The following is an 18,200-nucleotide window of genomic DNA, read 5'->3' as shown; positions in this document are numbered from 1 at the left end:
CAGCGGTCCCCTCGAAGGTTGAGACGAGTTCGGCGCTCAGATCGTTGTGAGCCCAGCGGCGCATGGCGGGGCGAATGACCCGCGGATCCGAGAGGGCGCGGGCCAGCTCGAAAGCTTCCGAGGCGGGCGCGAAGACCCGCGCCGCGGAGATGCGTGCGGCGAGGGTGCTCGAGTCGACGCCCTGACAGTGAAACGCGAGCGCGATCCACGCGCGCGCCGCCTCGCCGCGTGCGGCCGCAGCTGAGTCGGCGAGCGGCTCGACGGCGCGCTCCGCGATCGAGCCGCCGTAGTCGTCGCCCGCGAATTCCTCGAGTGCCCGCGCGAGCGCGGCATCGACGTCGAGCGACTCGGCCTCGGTGGCCCGCCACCAGGCGATCAAGCGAGTACCGCCGAGCGGCCGCGGCGCGGTCGCGCGCGCAAGCAGCTGCTCTTCGAGCAGTTCGCCGAACTCGACCAGCGAGCCGACCGCGCTCGACTCGGCCTGTGCGAATCGGGCGTGCGCACGGTCGTCTCGGCACCGATCTTCCTGGATCGACAGGCCTGAGCGCGCCCATTGCAGAGCGTCCCGGATGTCGGTGAGGGCTCGCGTCACGGCCGCGCGATCCGGGGCGACGAGCGCGACAACCGCCGCGCGCAACACTTCGGGCCCCGCCTCGAGATGGCGCGTCGCCCGCCGCAGCGCCTCACAGGGTCCGCCCGACGCGGCGCCGGTCGTCGCGGTGCGCCATGCTCGGAGGAACTCGGCAGGGTCGCGCTCCCACGGGCGACTCTCGACCACTCGATCGAGGTCGCCGGCGATGCGCGCCGCGAGCGCTTCGCGCGACAGATCGAACGGAGCGGCGAGCGCACTCGGCTTCACCTCGGTCAGGCGTCGTGCCAGTGACTCGAGCCACCGCCTCTCGGACGCGAGCGTCAGCGTCGATGGTGGGGTGTAGCCCGATTCGGTGCCACCGGCCGGATCGCGCTCGGGGTGGAAGTTCAGCGAACCGGTCGCGTATGCGTGTTCGAGCTCGCGCAGCCGCTCCCGGTCGGTGGCCGCGCGGGCTGGTGCGAACGCGAGCGTCACCAGCAGTACTGCGGCCAGCGTCCTGCTCGCGAGTCGAGCCGTCACGGAGCGCTCACAGTCGCGCGACCACTTCGCGTACCAGCGTCATTGGATCGCCCACGCTCAGCGGGCCGGTGGCGAGAAACGCCTGTCCGTACTTCACTCCGATCTGCCAGCCCCAGTAGCGCGCATACGATTCGAACACGTCGCGCACGCTCGGCAGGTGATCGGCGCGGGGCTTTTCGGGATTGTGGAACTGCGTCTGGTGGCAGTCGAGTGCGCGAATCCAGTCTTCGAAGAACGGAGAGATGTCGACCACGAAGGTCGGTCGCGTGCCGGGCGGGATGAAGTAGTAGTAGATCGCCTTGGCCTGGAAGGGTTCGCCATCGACCGGCGCCTTGCGAAGGTGTGCGAGATTGAACGCGTTCGAAACGATCTGCCCGGTCTTGTAGTGATCGTTGTGTCCGAGCCCGCGTCCGATCGGCAGATCGTAGTAGGGCGCCATGATGATCTGCGGCTGATGGCGCCGCAGCAGCCCGGCGACCTTGCAGCGGTTCTCGAACGTGTCCTCGACTCGGCAGTCGCCGAGATCGAGATTTTCGCGCACGTCGAGCTTCAGGATCCGCGCAGCTTCCTCGCACTCGCGCAGCCGGCTCTCCGGGGTCCCCCAGCCCATGTCGCCGGTCGTCATGTCGACGATGCCGGTGCGATGGCCGAGCGACTTCATCTTGAGCAGCAGGCCACCGGCGCCGATCTCGGCGTCGTCGGGGTGGGGACCGAAGACAAGGATGTCGACAGGCATCCATTCCTCCAGGGATACGAATGGGCGGCCGGAAGGCGGGGTGGACTCCGGCGAAAGCTCGAAAACGAGGGGGCGGGGCGGCACGCAGCGCCGACCCGCCGCGCATCATAAGGAGCGTTCGCATCGCTGCACAACGGCCGCACGGAGTATGCTGCGCCCCCCGAGACGCCCCGTGGAGGTGGTGATGTTCTATTTCGCCTATGGCACCGATCTCGATCCGACCGAGTTCCGTGCCCGCTGCCCGCAGTCGCGCGAGATCGGCGTCGCCGCACTCCCGGATCACCGGCTGCACTTTCCCGCCTATTCCGAGCGTTGGAGCGGTGGGGCGGTGGGCCTCGCGGTGGCCCACGGGCATCGGGTGTGGGGTTACGTCTACCAGCTGGATCCGCAGGACCTGGTGGCGCTCGAGCGCGAGGAGGTGTGGTTCGGCGAGGGCGATCCACGCAATCGCGTCGAACGCTCGACCGGCATGGTGGAGCTGACGCGTCCCGACGACGGCTCGATTCCGCGCCGCCTGCGCGTCACGCTCTACGCGGCGCGACCCACTCAGGGCGAGGCGCCGAGTGCCGCGTGGCTCGAAGTCGCGGTGCGCGGCGCGCGCGCCCGTACGCTGCCCGAGGAGTACCTGGCGGAACTCGTCGCCACTCCGGTCGCCGGCGGCGCGACCGAGTAGTCGCGGTCGCGATTCAGTCGGTGAGTCCGACCGACTCCGGGTAGATGCGCTCGAAGTACTCCTCGACCATGCGGTCCGAGGTGAACTTCTCTTCCGCCATCGCGATGCTCGCGCTCATCATGGCGCGCCACCGTTCGGGCATCGCCCACGCCGTGAGCACCTGCTCGCGCAGCACGTGGTGCAGTGCATCGAGATCCGCCGCGTCGTCTCCGGTCTTCGGGCTCTCGATCGCCCAGCCATTGACCCCGTGCTCGCAACCCTCCGGCCACCAGCCGTCCAGAATGCTCAGGTTCAGCACTCCGTTGAGCGCGGCCTTCATGCCCGAAGTGCCGCTGGCTTCGAGCGGGAGGATTGGATTGTTGAGCCACACGTCGCAGCCGCGCGTCAGCAGGCGCCCGAGTGCCATGTCGTAGTTCTCGAGAAACGTGACGCGGCCGGGATAGCGATGCTGCGCCGCGACGATGCGCCCGATGATCGCCTTGCCGGCCTTGTCGTCGGGGTGCGCCTTGCCCGCGAAGACGAACGACACCGGCTGCGATTCGAGGAGCGCTTCCAGGCGGACCGGATCCTGCAGCACCAGATCGCTGCGCTTGTAGGCCGCCGCACGACGCGCGAAGCCGACCAGCAGTGTGCCCGGTTCCGGCGCATGCCCGGTGCGCGCACTGATCGCGGCGCGCAGTTCGGCGCGATGCACCTCGTGCGCGGCCCACAGTGCACTCGCGTCGCGCTGCGCATCTCTCACCGCGGCGGACTGCCAGGTCGGGGCGTGCACTCCGTTGGTGATCGCGAGAATCGGGGCGGCGTCCGAGACGTGTGCCCACATGGCGCGCGCGGTCTCGCCGTGCAGCTGCGAAACCGCGTTCGCGGCTCGCGCCAGTCGCAGCCCCGCGACCGTCATGTTGAACGGATCACCGCCGATCGCGCGCATCTCGGCGCCCGACAGCTCCAGGCACGCGCCGAGGCGGCGCAGATCCGGGACCGCGTGCTGCTCGTTGCCGGCGGTGACCGGGGTGTGCGTCGTGAACACGATGCGCCGCCTCGTGTCGGCCCACGCATCGGGGAACGCCAGGCCCGCCTCCATGCGCTCCGCGATCATCTCGATGCCCGCGAACACGGCGTGGCCTTCGTTGAAGTGGTAGGTCGAGACCGGAATGCCGAGCCAGTTGAGCGCGCGCACGCCGCCGATCCCGAGCAGGATCTCCTGAGCGACCCGCACGTCGGCGCCGGCCTCGTAGAGCCGGTGCGTGATCCAGCGATCCTCGGTGCGCAGCGGCTCGATCAGATAGAGCGGCACGTGGCCGTAGCGGTCCGTGACCTTCACCGCGCACGGCACTTCGTTTCCGAGCACCCGCACGCGGATGCGCACTCCGGTGTCGCGAAGGAACGAGTGGTCGTACTCGGGATACGCGTCGAACGGCAGCCCGTCGGGGCCGATGCGCTGCACCGTATAGCCGCGTTCCCACAGCAGGCCGACGGCGACCAGCGGGCGGCCCAGGTCGCGCGCCGACTTGATGAAGTCTCCGGCCAGCACGCCGAGCCCGCCCGAATAGATCGGAAACGACTCGTGAAGTCCGTACTCCATGCAGAAGTAGGCGGTGTGGGGAACGCGACTCGACATCAAGGCTCCTGGAAGCGGTGCATTCGAACGCACGACGGCATCACGGCCCGCACACTACTGTGCTGCCGCCGGGATTTGTAGTGCGGCCGGGCCGGGGCTTTTCGCCTGTGTCCACTCGACCTACGAATTGACGCGTACGTCGCTCGTCCGAAAGGAGCATTCGATGCCGCCACGCGTTCTCGACCACCCGACCGTCGCCGAGATGGAAATTCTTCAGGTGCTGTGGAGGATCGATCGGGCCACGGTTCGAGAAGTTCGGCAGGAGCTGAGCCGGCTCCGACCGACCGGTTACACGACGGCTCTCAAGCTACTTCAAACCATGAAGGACAAGCGGCTGGTCGGTCGCGGCGAGCGCGAGAAAGCTCACGTGTACTGGGCGCTGATCGCCGAACGCGAAGTCCGCACGCGGGTGCTTCGCGGCGTGGTCGAGCGGGTGTTCGGCGGATCGTTGTCCTCGCTGGTCGTGCACGCGGTCGCGCACGCGCAGGCCCGCGTCACGGAAGGGCGCATGAAGTCGTGGGACCCCTTCGTCCTCCAGGCGCTCGCGGCTTCATTGCTCGCATGCTTCGCCCAGGGGCTGGTGCAGTGGGGCGTCGCCGCGGCCTGTCGGTCGGCGTGCGAGCGCGGTCCGTCGCGCCCCGTGACGCTTCGTCAGGCGCCGGTGCTCGAGACCGCTCGATCCGGGGCCGAGTCGTCCATCACCCATCGCACGCCCTTCGAACACGGGCATGAGCCGCCGACGCGCTTGAGCTTCGGCATCGCCTTGATCGCATCCATCGGCGTCAGCTCGCCGCTCACCACGCGGCGCAGCGCATTCGCGTAGTTCTGCAGGTCGCGACTCGCGAGGTAGCCCTCGTTGAGTTGCTTCGCCAGGTAGCGAAGGTAGTCCTCGGCGTCTGTGAAGATCTCGCCGTCGACGCCGACCATCTCGAACGCGGACTCACCCTTGCGGCGGTAGAAGCGTCGATCCGGAATGCGCAGCAGCTCGTCGTAGGCGATCCCGCGATGGGTGCCGCGGTCGCGCAGCAATTCGGAGATCGCGCCCTCCACCCGGTCGGGCGTGTCGTCCGGGAACCGGGCGCGCACGAAGCGCGTGTTGATGTCGTGGACCATGCGGCGCACTTCCTCGATGTAGCGATCCTGCGCCTCGCGATTCTTCAGGTCCTTGAAGCCGAACTTCACGTTGGTATCGCCGCCACGTTCGTCGCCGAACATCTCGAGTCCGCGCGGAAACCACTTGTTGATCGAGTGCTGAATCGAGCGCATCGAGATCAACGGATCGCCCTGCGCCGCGCGCTGCGCCCAGCGCCGCAGCGGCACCACGCCGGCCGCGAGGTGGAACGCCTCTTCGCGCAGCATCGGCGGCATGCTGTCGGCCATCGGCTTATAAGCGCACACCTTCTGCATGGTGAGCTGATACTTGCCGACGCGGTCGATCAGCGCCGCGAACGTGATGTTGTCGATGAACGAGTCGTAGTCGAGATTGAACGCGTCGAGCACATGGTTGCCGGTCTGCATCGACAGGATCTCTTCGACCATCTGCTCTCCGGTGACGCCACCGGAGACGTGGGTCCAGTCCTCGGACAGGAGCAGATGCAGCATCTGGTAACCGTGGCGCAGTTCTTCCGCCATCACGCGCAGCACCCAGTAGCGATCCTGATCGTCCATCGCGCGTTCGAGCGTGCCGGCATGCTGCTGGATGGAGCCGAATTCGGTCGAGGCTTGCGCCTTGATGATGGCGAGCAGGTGACGCGCCTGTTCCTCGGTGAGTTCGTCGGGCTTCACGCGCTTCTTCTCACCTCTGAAGTCGCCGACCTCGACGACGTCGGGCGTGTCGAGCTCGAGCTTGGCGCACAGGCAGAACTCTTCGTCGGTGGGGAAGTACTTCTGCCAGTTCTCGAGCAGCGTGTCGTAGTCCTTGAAATTGTGACGACGCCAGTGCTCGACGGCATGGTGGTACTTCTTCTCGAGCGTGATGTTCTCGACCTTCATCGCGTCTCCAGCCCCGGCTTAGAGCCGGATCTCCAGCGCCTGCAGCGGGGAAGGCGCGAACCCGATCGCCTTCAAGAATCCCGCGACCGACGCGTCGCGGCCATCCACCAGGGTGCGGACCGACTTCGCGCCCTGAGCGCGAAAGTGCCCGACCATCGCATCGAACATGCGACGTCCGAGATCCTGCCCGCGATGCGCAGGATCGATCCCGAAACGCTCGATCCAGCCACCGGGCTCCTCGAGCCCGAACTCGCCGGCGCGCAGCTCGCCGAGCATGAAACCCACCACGTGCCCGCCGACTTCAGCCACGCGCGAAGCATCCGGGTCGCGGCGCAGGTAGTAGACCACCCGTTGCTCCCAGAAGTCGGGCCTGTAGATGCCGCCGATCTTCTCGTCGATCCGAACGATCGCATCCAGATCGAGCTCGTCGAGCGGTCGAATCCTGGCCGCTGCCGTGATCTCGGGCATTCGAACGTTCTCCGGGGCTGCGGGGGGACCAAGGGTTGAGCAAACCGGCGACGAGATTAGCAGGTCGAACCGCGGCGATGCACGCCGACTTCCCACAAAAAACGGAGGGCGGGGATTGCTCCCCGCCCTCCGCGTACTGCCGCGTTCGGATCTGCGATTAGTCGCGCAGAACCGTCAGCTTCTTCTGGCTCGTGAACGACGGCGAGCGCAGCTGGTAGAAGTAGACACCACGCGCCACGGAGCGACCCGATTCATCCGAGCCGTTCCAGGTCAGGCGGTGTGCTTCTCCAGACTTGAACTCACGGTCCGCGAGGGTCTTCACCAGACGACCCGTCACGTCGTACACGTTGACCTGGACCTTTTCCGTCTTCGCCAGACCGAACTCAATCACGGCCGTGCCGCTCTTGAGAGGGTTCGGCGAACGCAGGTTCAGGAAGTTCACGAACGCCCGACCCGAGCCACCGCCATCACCCACTCCGACCGGTGCCGCGAGGGTCTGACCGCACACCGTGCCGGCCATGCCGGTCAGTGCGCCGAGCCAGAACTCGTGGTAGCCACCGCGCGTCAGGGTGTAGCGGCTTCCGAGTCCGCCGAACGCGCCGTGCGTGAAGCCGAGCACGAGCGTACGAGCGAAGCGGTTGCCCGCGATGTTCTCCGGCGCGTACACACCCGCCGGGTAGGTCACCGCGTCTGCAGGATTCGTGTCTTCGTAGAACGCTGCAACGGACGAACCCGTCAGGGTCGCCAGACGGCTGAGCACGTCATTGAGCGTGAAGCAGGAGCTGAACACGCCGTAGATCGTGCCCGAGGTGCCGATCGGCGCCTGCGGGATGAGGTCCGGCGTGTCATCGCTGCTCGCCGCGAAATCACGGTAGCTGTCGTTCACGAAGCCGGCATCGAAGTACGTCGGGAAGAACGACGGATCGCCCGTAGAGACGTCCGAGTTTCCAGCGACGATATCGAGACCGGTGATGATGAACGTGCGAGGAGCCGGCGTTCCGACCGGGTTATTGACGAAGTCGGCGAACATCGGATAGTCGCCGTCGGTCTGATCCGGAAGCGGTCCCCACACCTGATTCTTGAGGTCCGCCGCCGAAACGAACAGGTGCTGATACAGCGAACGCAGCCACGTCTTGGTCGGACCAGCGGTCGAGCACTTGCCCGTCGCCAGACCGATGCACGCGGAGGCGTCACGGCTGCCGAGACGGCCGGCCGGGACGTTCGACTCGCCAGCACGAACGTTGAACACGTCGTACAGCGAGCCTTCCTGACCCAGATGAGCCGAGACCTGCGTGCCACCCACCGTCGCGAGCTCCGCGAGATCGGCCGGGAAGTCCGCAGTGGAACCGATGAAGTAGCCGGTTCCGGCACCGAACTTGTTCGTCTTGGTGAGACCGATGACCTGCGCCATGTTGTCGAACAGCAGGTGATCGCCACGGCGATCGCCCTGATCGACGAACAGCATGCACGCAGAGGAGACGCTCACGAGACCGAAGTCGTTGAACGCCGGGTTCTTCCACTCGTCCGGAAGAACGTTCATCGAGTACCAGCGATCACCGTCGAAGATACCGCCGCTGCTGCCGACGTTCGGGAAGATGAGCGTGGTGTCCGGCATGATTTCGGAATCAGTGAAGTTGCCCTCGAACGCGCGGCGGAAGAACCACTCCACGTGCGCACCCGGGGTGAGCTGGTCGTCAGGAATGACCTTCGTGTACTCGGCCGTGGTGCCGTTGGCACACGCACCGGTCGGGCACGAATTGTCGACGTAGCCACCCGGCAGATTCGCCACGTTGTTGTAGGCGAATCCGTTCGAAGCGGTCCACATCTGGGCCCAGGTCCGACCCGACGGATGCGCCGGCGTGGTGCCGGAGCCGCAGTCGATGTTGGTCTGGTCCTGTGCGGAACCGTTCGAGGTGTCGATCAGGACGCAGCGGTTCTTCACGATGCCAAGCGACCGACGCGGTGCACCAACGCCGGTGATGTCGGCTTCGTGATAGAGCGAGCTGAACTGACCGATGTTCAGGCGTTCGATGTTACCGGCCGAGCCTTCGCACGCGAACAGGTTGCGCTCGGTGCTGTCGATACGCGCGCTCAGCCACTGGTTCGGATTCCAGTCCAGACCGCCGCCGGCGAACCGGTCGACCATCGGGCTCGGAACCGCGGTGGAGACGCCGACGACGTAGCCGGAGCCGAACACACCACGATCCGCCATGTACGAACCCCAGAAGCTGCCGTCGCCCGAGGTCGCAGTCGTCGCGACAGCAGGTGAACGGCGGATGCCGCTGGTCGGATCGCCAATGGTCTGGTAGTTACCGGCGCCCGGCTTGATGCGGAACACGATGTCCGCACGAACCGGCGTGCCGTTGACGATCACGAGCATCGAGTCGCCCGGGATGTTGTTGCGGGTCAGATCGCCGGTGCCCTGGGCGTTGTTGTAGCCCGTGCGCACCTGCGCCGTACCGCGACGGAACGCGTCCGTACCAACCGACAGAGCCGAGTTGGTCGGGAACGCATCCTGCCAGACGTCCCAAACGTTGTTCGACAGCCCAGGAGGCGCCGCCGCATCGATGAAAGCGACCGACACGTTGTCGGCATAGAAGCCCTGCAGATCCGGCAGGCCCGCCGCGTTGCACGTGGCCGGCGTCGTCGCAGGACGACGGAAGCAGATCGACAGCTGCTCGATGCCCACACGAATCGAGTCGGGAATGCCGCTCGCGTTCGTGGTGAGAATCAGAGCGTCGGTGAACGCAGACGCGCCGGCCGGCATGAGGCCCGGGAACTCGACGCCCGCATAGCAACCGAGGAAGCCGTCATACGCAGAGAACGAGATCGTCTTCTGGTAGATGCCCCAGCTGTTGATGCCGTTGACCTGCGTGCCCGGGTACGACTGCCAGCCATTGCGCAGACCGTTACCGGTGGTGCCGAACTGCAGCAGGTTCGTGTAGACGTCGTAGAACACCGCGATGTCGCCTTCGGCTTCTGCGATTTCCGTGTCGATGCCCTGCCCGTTGTAGACGCCCACGCCCGTCGAGACCAGATTGATGGTCGGCGAGACGAGGAGCTTGAGGCGGTCCATCGTGTTGGTGGCGTAAACGCCGCTCAACGCACGGAACACGTTCCCGTACATATTGCAGTTGCGGTTCGCGGTTCCGACGTTGCCGCACGGGTCCGCGTACGAGAGCGTGCCGATGTCGCGCAGCTCCCACCACTGACCGACGGCCTTGCCGGTCGAGCGGAACGCAGCGGTCGCAGCCGCCGTGTTGTCGACCGAGCCCGCCGCTTCGAAGTCGCCACCGGCGATCAGCGAGCCGTTGACGTTGACGTTGTCGATGACCGCAGCACCACCGCCGCTACCATTGCCGGTGTTGCCGAAGTCTTCGTCGCTGCTCGCACGGTTGGTCTTCACGCGCCACACGATACGAACCGTACCGCCGACGCCGGCCGTCGCGTTCAGCAGCGGCTGGAGGGCAGCATTGTTCAGCGTGACGTTGAAGTTGCCAGAGCCGACGCCAGACGACGACTTGAGCTGAATGAGCGTCGCCGGCCACACGTTCGTGCCCGGGACCCAGCCGTCGACGCGGATGACTTCGCTGAACCAGCGGCGCAGCGGGTCGCCCACGGCGTTGACGGAGCCGTCGGTGTAGGTGACAGCCGCGTCGTTCACCGGAACGCCCACGTAGACCATGAACGAGTCTTCGGGGGAGAAGTCCAGGTTGGCCGGCTGGCCATTGAACGCGGAGCTCGAAATGAAGTTGCCGTCCGGAACGTGACCCGAAGCCGGCCCTGAACCCGCGACGTCGAGAAGCGGATCCATCATGTACCAGCCGATTCGCGTCAGCGGGTCCGTCAGCTTTCCAGCCAGCAGGTTGTGACGGAAGTCGAACGACAGCTGAAGCGTGCCGCCGTCCGCCGCGTACACGACGTCGCGGTACATGAGCTGGTCCCACTGGTCACCGTAGCCGGGGAAGTTCATGTCCGTGAAGCCGGCAGCTGTCGAAGTCGTCTGCAGCGCATGATTGTCGCCGTAGTACGAAACGATGTCGCTGTTGTAGTAGCCCTTCGTGATCGGGTCCTGGAACGAAAGGTCGCCCGAAGAACGAAGACCACACCACGCCGAGAACGAACCACCGATCGGCGCGCCGATCGGATCACGATCCGCGTCTGCGGCCGCACCCGCAACCAGCGACGACGGAGCGCCGAGGTCGTCGCGATGCCAGTAGCCCGTCACGCCGTAGGTCGGCTTGGTGCCGTTGCCCGCGGTGTTGCCACCGTTGCCGAAGTCGAGACCGGCGAAGCAACGCCACCAGTCATTTCGCACTGCAGTCGAAACGCTCTGGTGCGGCATCGCCACGATGTTCCAACCCTGGTGCGCATCGGCCTCACCAGCGTTGAGATCGTCCCAGCCCCAGTAACCATTGTTGCCAGCACCGGCCTGAGCCGTCGGCGCGGTTTCCAGGTTTCCTCCACGACCAACGTGGAAGGGGCCGTCGCCCGTTGCGGTACCCGGCAAGCCGGTGGCGCCGGTCACGTGACCGATCCACACCGTGTCCGGGTCCGAAGGAGCGAGGACCGTGTTGCCATGGCGACGGGCGGAGTTGCGGGCTTTCGCCTTCAACGCCTCCTGCACCGCCATCGGATTCACCTTGATCACTTCCGCCGACGCCGTACCGAACGTCGAAGCAGCCACTCCAACCACGAGTAGCAGCAGCACGGAAGACTTCATGTTGCGACGAAACTGCATCTGCGCACCTCCATTGCCTTCAAGAATGGGGTCTCTCGAAGGGATGTGTGCCATCGAGTCTGCGAGCGAGGTGACGCTATCCGGTGATCGCAACTCCGACGCGACGTTCACGAATTGAGGAGTCGAGTCATGCGAGCACCTAGCGGCAGGGCACAACGACGAAAAGCGGTGACCCCCCCTTTCATTAATAGAGCGGGCACTGGATCCAAACCCTGGGGTGGTTCGGCCGACCCGGTGGACCGGTGTCGAGAAGCTGGAACCAATTTGAGAATCCGCGCGTGTGTGCGCTTGACGTAGATTTAAAGCGAGAACGGGCTGCCAAATCAACACTTATCTGACTTGGGCTGGTCAACTGGGGATGCGGGGAGGGGGTCCGAGTTCGGACCGGCGGGAGGTCACGAAAGGACCCGAGCCAGGTGTAAAGCGGCTTTACACTCGGGGGCGGTCACTAATCGCTTGGCCACCAAGGGCCAAACCGTCCACCCTCAAACCGATAGCATGTCCGGGGTGTCGGGAGCCTCGGGCGGGTACGAGTCGATGGCCGGCAGGCGGGCCGGAGCCTGGCGGATCGTGACCTCGGGACTTCGGTCCTCCGCGGGGGCCCATGGCCAGCCCCAATGGGCGTCCGCCGAGCGATCGCGAGCCGGTCGCCACTCGCGCGGAGCGGCCTCGCCCGCGAGTGCGTCGGCGAAGTCGGGATCCACCGCTTCGCCGGCGAGCCACGGCTCGTCGAGTGCTCCGGCTACCGGCGCGTGCTCGGGCCGCACCTTTAAATGGTCGGCGAACCAGTTTACGACCCGAGGCCTCAGGTCGCCGAGCACGTTGAAGCAGTCGTGCGCGGCGCGCGGGTAGTAGACGAGCTGCCGCTCGCAGTGCGCGTCCTCGAAGATCCGCCACGCCTCGCTGCCCGGTGTGATCAGGTCGTGGCCGCCACCCGCCACCAGCAGCGGCGCGCGCAGTCGCGGGAGCGCTCCCGCCAGCGTGATGCGCTCGATCGAGCGACTCATGTCGCCCTCTTCCATGTCGTAGAGCGCCGCCAGCTCACGTCGCATGCTCGAGAGCGTGACGTTCCAGTACACGTCGGCCGAGTAGGGCGGGCTCACCGCCCCCACCACACGAATGCGCCGATCGTGCGCGGCCATCCGGATCACGATGTAACCGCCGAGACTCAGGCCCAGCATGCCGACCGAGCCGGGATCCAATTCCGGATGCCGTTCGATCTCGTCGAGGATCGCGACGCCGACCGGCCGCGGCTCGGCGACCATCGAAAGCCGATGAAAAGTCCCACCGAGCCCCGGACCGTCGAACGTGATCACGGCGAGCCCGCGCTCCACCAGCGCGTCGCTCCACCAGTGCAGTTCCTCTTTCACCGCATTGGTGCCGTTGACGACCACCACGACCGGGGCCGGGCGCCGCCCATGCGGCAGCCGCATCATCCCGGTCACGGGCTGGCGACGAAACGTGAACTGGAACGGGACCGCCGGGGGATCGAAGTACGCGGCGCCCCTCGCGTAGGCGCGCACGCACGAGTCGTGGAGTTCGCGCTTGCGACGGATGTCCAGGAACATCACGTACTGCGCGAAATTGTAGGCCGCCGACGCCGCTACGAATCGGCGCGCGGCCTCGTCAGCGCGACCCAGCGCGAGCGCATCGCGTGCGCCCTGTTCGTGAGCGCGGCCGAGGTATTCCCATTCGTCCACCCACGACTCGAGGCTGGTGATGCGCCCGAGCGTGCGCTCGAGGTCGTCGTGCGAGACCCCGAATTGCAGGAACTGGAGCTTCGCCCAGTGGGGCATCTGCTGTGCGGCTCCGAGACGCAAGCTCAGCCGCACGAAGCCCGGGCGCAGGAACTGACTGCGCAGGAGATGCGGGGCGAGGAAGTCCAGCCGTCCGCCCTTGATCACCGCCATCGCCCGAGTCCTCCGCGCTCTCGATCGTCGACCCTCACCTGCTCACTCCATCGGAGTGGCATCGTCCGTGCCATCGTATGCGGGATGCACGCCTCCCGTCGCAGCCGTTCGAAAGCTGAATCGGCACGCGATCGTGAACGCTCAACGCCCGCGCAACAGTCGTGGCGGGGCGAGCGCGCGCAGCGCGTGGGCGGACTGGCTCAGTCGCGGGCCCGCGCGTCGGTTTCGATCAGCTGCGCATGAAGCGCCGCAAGGCGGGCGGCGACGGCGCGGCCGGGGATCGCGCGGCCTTCGAGGCGCGCGACACTCACGACCCCCTGGATCGCGTTGGTCAGGAACAACTCATCGGCCGTGGCCAGCTCTCGCACCGCGATCGTGCGTTCTGCGACCGCGAGTCCGGATTCCGCGGCGGCGCGCAGCGCCCAGGCACGGGTGGTTCCCGGCAGGATGTCGCTCGCGAGCGGCGGCGTCACGCACGCGTCTCCGATCACCACGAACACATTCGTCACCGTGCCCTCGAGCAGCTCTCCCTGAGCACTCGCGAGCAGCGCCTCGTCGGCGCCCACCGCGCGCGCTTCCTCGCGGGCCAGCGCGTAGGCCAGTCGGCTCGTGGTCTTGTGGCGGCCCAGCGCTCCGGGAGTGAACGCCACCCGCGAGACCATCGCGGTCACGCCGCTCGGGGCGTTCCACAGCCGCGCCGCCAGCGGCTCGACCTCGATCCATGCGCCGCTGCGGGTCGGGCGCGAGCCCGGCACACCGCGGGTCACCGTCACGCGCGCGACCGCGTCCGTCAACGCGTTCGCCTCCAGCGTGGCCGCCAGCGCAGTGCGCAGCTCGGAAGGCGAAGCCGGGACTGGAAAGCCCAGTTCGGCAGCCGACAGCACCAGCCGCTCGAGATGCGTGGTCCATCGCACCGGATGACGGTTCGAAACTCTCACGGTTTCGAACAGCCCCTCACCATCGCGCGCACCGCGATCGAAAATCGAAATCGCGGCCTCGGCGCCACCCAGCAGCCGCCCGTCCATCCACACCACGCGATCGGGATAGCGCACCGGCGGCCGCGCGCCGCGCACGGCCGGATGCCGCGCGTTCACCGTGTCGCGCCGGCCAGCGTCGAATCGAGCACGATCGGGCCGAACACGCGCTCCAGCGCCCGCCGCATCCCTTCGGCCTTATGCAGGCACTCGCGGTATTCCTCTTCCGCGTCTGAGTCCGCGGTGATACCGCCACCGGCGGCGAAGCGCACGCCGTCGGCGGTCACCAGCGCGGTGCGAATCGCGATGCTCCAGTCGGCGTCACCATTCCACCCCACGTAACCGATCGCGCCGGTGTAGATGTGGCGGCGCACCGGTTCGAGCTGGTCGAGGATCTCCATCGCGCGAATCTTCGGCGCGCCGGTGATCGAGCCGCCGGGAAAGCAGGCGTGCAGCAGATCGAAGGCGTCGGTGCCGGCCCGCAGGGTTCCGGTCACGGTCGAAGTCAGATGGTGAACCTGCGCGAAGCTCTCGAGCTCGCAAAGCGCCGGTGTCTCGATGGTGCCGGGGCCGCACACCCGGCCGAGATCGTTGCGCAGCACGTCGACGATCATCACGTTCTCGGCGCGGTCCTTGGCGCTCGCCAGCAGCTCGGCCGCCAGTCGCGCGTCCTCGACCGGATCGCTGGAGCGCGGGCGCGTCCCCTTGATCGGTCGCGTCTCGACGCGCCGATTCTCGAGCCGCAGGAATCGTTCGGGGCTCGCCGACACCACGACGTGATCCGGCGCGGTGATGACGCTCGAGAACGGCGCAGGTGAGACCACCTCGAGTGCTTCCGCGAGCGCGATGCCGACCGCGAGCACGTCGTCTCCGGAGCGCTCGAGGCGCCAGCGTTGTGACAGGTTCGCCTGATAGAGATCGCCATCGGCGATGTGGCGCTGAATGCGTTCGACCGCGGAGCGGTAGTTCGCCGGCGTCAGCGTTGAAGCCGCATGAATCGGCTCGACCGAGGGGGTCGCGAGCGGCGCCAGCGCGCGCCGACCACTCGCGAGCGTGTCCTGGAACTGATCGAGGCGTTGCTCGGCGCGGCCTCGACGCCATGCATCGAACAGCGGCAATCCGCTCGAGAACAACCACGCCTGCCGGCGTTCGTGGTCGTAGGCGCCGATCACGTCGTAGAACGCGAGCAACACGTCGGGCAGCTTGACCTCGTCGCGCGCCATGGTGGGCAGCGTCTCGAGCCGGCGCCCGAAGTCGTAGGACCAGTAGCCGACCATCCCGCCCGTGAACGGCACCGCGCTCGGAGTCGGCTCGTCTCGGCGGTCGAGCACCGCGAGGCGGCGCCACAGCTCGACACCCGAGTCGTATTCATCGGCGCGGAACACCGCGAAGGGATCGGCGCCGAAGAACGACCAGCGCGACCTCCGGTCGTGCACCGCGGAGTGCAGCAGGAAGGCGTGCGGCAGATGCGCGATCGCACGGAACGCTGCGAGCGGACTCGGAACCTGCAAGGGTTCGATGAGCGGAAAGTTCGATTCGATCGTCGAGGACACGGTGCTTCGGCCTCCCTGCCGGCCTGCGGACACACGGCGCGCGAGCACGATGCCGCGCGGACTTGACGGGCGCTACGCCTTGAGGCTTCCTCACCGGGTCGCGGCGCCGCGCCGCGAATCGTGATCGCAGCGCTCCTCGTACGCGAACGCGCACGAGTCTGCAGGATAGTCGCGGCGGCACTCAAGAACCACCCGCGCGCGGTGGAACCCGACGCCGTTCGGCGTCGCACCCCGCGGCGGTCGGCGCGCCGATCGCGCGACCGGACACCCACGCACGGAGGCGCGGGTCTGAGCACCTTTCTCATCCATTCCGGAACGCTGCTGCTCATGGACGACGCAGGGACGATCGCCCCGGGCGACGTGCTGGTGCGCGACGGGCGCATCGCCGCCGTGGGCCGCGATGCCGCGGCCATGCTGGGTGGCGAGCCGCCCGACGAGCGCTTCGATGCGACCGGCATGCTGGTATTGCCGGGCCTCGTTCAGGCGCATCTGCACCTGTGCCAGACCCTGTTTCGCGGCATCGCCGAACACGCGGACCTGATGCCGTGGCTGCGGGAGCGCATCTGGCCGCTCGAGCACGCCCACACCGCGGCCTCGGCTGCCGCGTCCGCGCGCCTCGGGCTCGCCGAGCTGCTGGCGGCGGGGGTGACGTGCGTGAACGACATGGGAACCGTGCGACACACCGATGCGATCGGCGAGGTGCTCGAGACCACCGGAGTGCGCGCGGTGTTCGGCAAGGCGCTCATGGATCAAGGTGTCGGCGTGCCGGCGGGCATGCTCGAATCCTCCCGTGCGGCGCTCGACGAAGTGCGCGCGCTGGTGCGGCGCTTCCACGGTGCCGGCGGTGGACGGCTTCAGGTGTCACTGGCGCCCCGCTTCATCCTGTCGTGCAGTGAGGAATCGTGGGAGGGCGTCAAGGCGGTGTCGTCCGAACTCGGTCTGCTGGTGCACACCCATCTGGCCGAGGGCCCGACCGAGGGGCGTGAAGTCGAGCAGGCGGTCGGTCGCTCGGCGGCGCGGTACTTCGAACATCACGGAGTGCTGGGGCCGCGCTTCATCGGTGCGCACGGCGTGTGGCTCGAAGCGGACGAATTGCAGGCACTCCAACGCGCGAACGCCGCGCTCGCGCATTGCCCGAACGCGAATCTCAAGCTCGGCTCGGGGCTCGCTCACGTGCGCGCGTGGATCGACCACGACCTGAGGCGCGGGCTCGGATGCGACGGAGCGGCGTGCAACAACCGCCTCGACCCGTTCCTCGAGATGGGTTCGGCGGGCGCGATCTCGCGCGTGAAGGACTCCGCGCGTCCGCTCGCGGCTCGCGAAGTGGTGGCGCTCGCCACCTGCGAGGGCGCCCGCGCGCTGGGACTCGCCGATCGGATCGGCCGGCTCCAGGTCGGCCTCGACGCCGACGTCATCGCGGTCGACGTGAGCGGTCCGCACCACGGCCCCGAACCGGAACACGATCCCTACGCCGCGCTGGTCTACGCGGCGCGCGGTGCGGACGTCGCGCTCACGATGGTCGCCGGTCGCGTGCTGTACCGCGAGCGTGCATGGACGACGCTCGATCCAAAGGCGGCGGTCGCGGACGCACGCGCCGAGCGTCGTGGGTTGTTGCGGCGCCTGGGACTCGCATCGTGATCATCGGACCGTGCCCGGTCGTGACCGGTGGGCGCGAACCGCGGGTGATCGAAGACGGCGCGGTGCGTGTCGCAGGTGCTCACATCGCTCAGCTCGGCCCGGCCGGTGCGCTGGCGGCGGCGTATCCGGACGAGACCGTCTGGCCGGCGCGCGGACGCGTGCTGATGCCGGGGCTTGTCAACACGCACGCGCACCTGGCGCGGCATCTGGCGCGCGGTCTCGAGCCCGCGGATGCGGTCGCGTGGGCGCGCTACGACCGCGCGCTCTCGCCCGAAGACGTTCACTGGAGTGCGCTGGCGGCGCTGGTCGAGGGCGTGCGCCATGGCGTCACCACGCTGTGCGACTTCCATCGCTCGGGCGGTTGTCTCGATCTGTCGCTCGGGGAGATCGTGACCGCCGCGCAGAAGCTCGGCGTGCGCGTCGCGACCTGCTACGGAGCCGCCGAAGCCGACACGCCGCTCGAGCGGCGCGCGGCACTCGACGAAAGCGTCGGCTTCTCGACGCACGTGGCGCGGCGCCACGAGGGCCGACTTCGCGGGCTGGTCGGCGTGCAGGCGCATTCGCTCGACGGACTCGAGCGTCTGCTGCACGAAGCCTTCGAAGCCGCGGGCCCCCACCTCTCGGTGCACGTCGACCTGGCGCTCGACAGCACGCCGGCCGATCGCTGGCGCCCCGACGCGGCGTGGCCGCGCACCGAGCTGCCCGCGCTGTGGGCGCACGCCGATCGTGCGCCACGCGCGCTGATCGCGCAGCTCCAGGAGCGTGGCGATGCCTTCACCTGCGTGG

General features: G+C 67.6%; 12 protein-coding genes. 3 read left to right on the top strand and 9 right to left on the bottom strand.

The features are described from left to right. A partial coding sequence (locus tag HOP12_09175) for a hypothetical protein (protein ID NOT34326.1) occupies positions 1–1,111 on the bottom strand: 1,111 nt, incomplete at its 3' end. Between the two features lie 7 nt (positions 1,112–1,118). Continuing rightward, on the bottom strand, positions 1,119–1,847 hold the full coding sequence (locus HOP12_09170; GenBank protein ID NOT34325.1) for a bacillithiol biosynthesis deacetylase BshB1: 729 nt from the start codon (positions 1,845–1,847) through the stop codon (positions 1,119–1,121). Between the two features lie 184 nt (positions 1,848–2,031). On the opposite strand from HOP12_09170, the gene HOP12_09165 reads away from it, so the two are divergent. Next, the gene (locus tag HOP12_09165; protein NOT34324.1) at positions 2,032–2,520 is read left to right on the top strand and encodes a gamma-glutamylcyclotransferase; all 489 of its coding nucleotides are present in this window, start codon (positions 2,032–2,034) and stop codon (positions 2,518–2,520) included. A gap of 13 nt (positions 2,521–2,533) precedes the next feature. Here the strand turns inward: HOP12_09165 and glgP are convergent, their stop codons facing one another. From glgP to HOP12_09130, 7 genes are all read right to left on the bottom strand, one after another. Then, positions 2,534–4,138 carry an alpha-glucan family phosphorylase gene (gene glgP, locus HOP12_09160; protein NOT34323.1) on the bottom strand — a complete coding sequence of 535 codons (1,605 nt, stop codon included), beginning with the start codon at positions 4,136–4,138 and terminating at the stop codon, positions 2,534–2,536. Between the two features lie 651 nt (positions 4,139–4,789). Further along, the gene (locus HOP12_09155; protein NOT34322.1) at positions 4,790–6,130 is read right to left on the bottom strand and encodes a hypothetical protein; all 1,341 of its coding nucleotides are present in this window, start codon (positions 6,128–6,130) and stop codon (positions 4,790–4,792) included. Between the two features lie 18 nt (positions 6,131–6,148). After that, complete coding sequence (locus HOP12_09150; GenBank protein NOT34321.1) at positions 6,149–6,598, bottom strand: GNAT family N-acetyltransferase; 450 nt, start codon at positions 6,596–6,598, stop codon at positions 6,149–6,151. Between the two features lie 157 nt (positions 6,599–6,755). Further along, the gene (locus tag HOP12_09145; GenBank protein ID NOT34320.1) at positions 6,756–11,339 is read right to left on the bottom strand and encodes a T9SS type A sorting domain-containing protein; all 4,584 of its coding nucleotides are present in this window, start codon (positions 11,337–11,339) and stop codon (positions 6,756–6,758) included. A 485-nt stretch (positions 11,340–11,824) separates the two neighbouring features. Beyond that, entirely contained in the window at positions 11,825–13,249 is a 1,425-nt protein-coding gene (locus HOP12_09140; protein ID NOT34319.1) for an alpha/beta hydrolase, read from the bottom strand. Between the two features lie 200 nt (positions 13,250–13,449). Continuing rightward, positions 13,450–14,343 carry a 2-keto-4-methylthiobutyrate aminotransferase gene (locus HOP12_09135; protein ID NOT34318.1) on the bottom strand — a complete coding sequence of 298 codons (894 nt, stop codon included), beginning with the start codon at positions 14,341–14,343 and terminating at the stop codon, positions 13,450–13,452. Next, the gene (locus HOP12_09130) at positions 14,340–15,776 is read right to left on the bottom strand and encodes an anthranilate synthase component I family protein (protein NOT34317.1); all 1,437 of its coding nucleotides are present in this window, start codon (positions 15,774–15,776) and stop codon (positions 14,340–14,342) included. The genes HOP12_09135 and HOP12_09130 overlap by 4 nt, the downstream gene beginning before the upstream one ends. A gap of 327 nt (positions 15,777–16,103) precedes the next feature. Between HOP12_09130 and HOP12_09125 the strand changes: the two genes are divergently transcribed. Both HOP12_09125 and HOP12_09120 read left to right on the top strand, forming a co-directional pair. Further along, complete coding sequence (locus HOP12_09125) at positions 16,104–17,414, top strand: amidohydrolase family protein (protein ID NOT34316.1); 1,311 nt, start codon at positions 16,104–16,106, stop codon at positions 17,412–17,414. Next, positions 17,411–18,200: amidohydrolase family protein (locus HOP12_09120; protein NOT34315.1), on the top strand; the 790-nt coding region annotated here is incomplete at its 3' end. The genes HOP12_09125 and HOP12_09120, both read left to right, overlap by 4 nt.

The organism is Candidatus Eisenbacteria bacterium (genome assembly GCA_013140805.1).
Taxonomy (GTDB): domain Bacteria; phylum Eisenbacteria; class RBG-16-71-46; order RBG-16-71-46; family RBG-16-71-46; genus JABFRW01.
The sequence above is the reverse complement of the archived record's forward strand: the minus strand, read 5'-3'. Positions and strand labels throughout refer to the sequence as shown.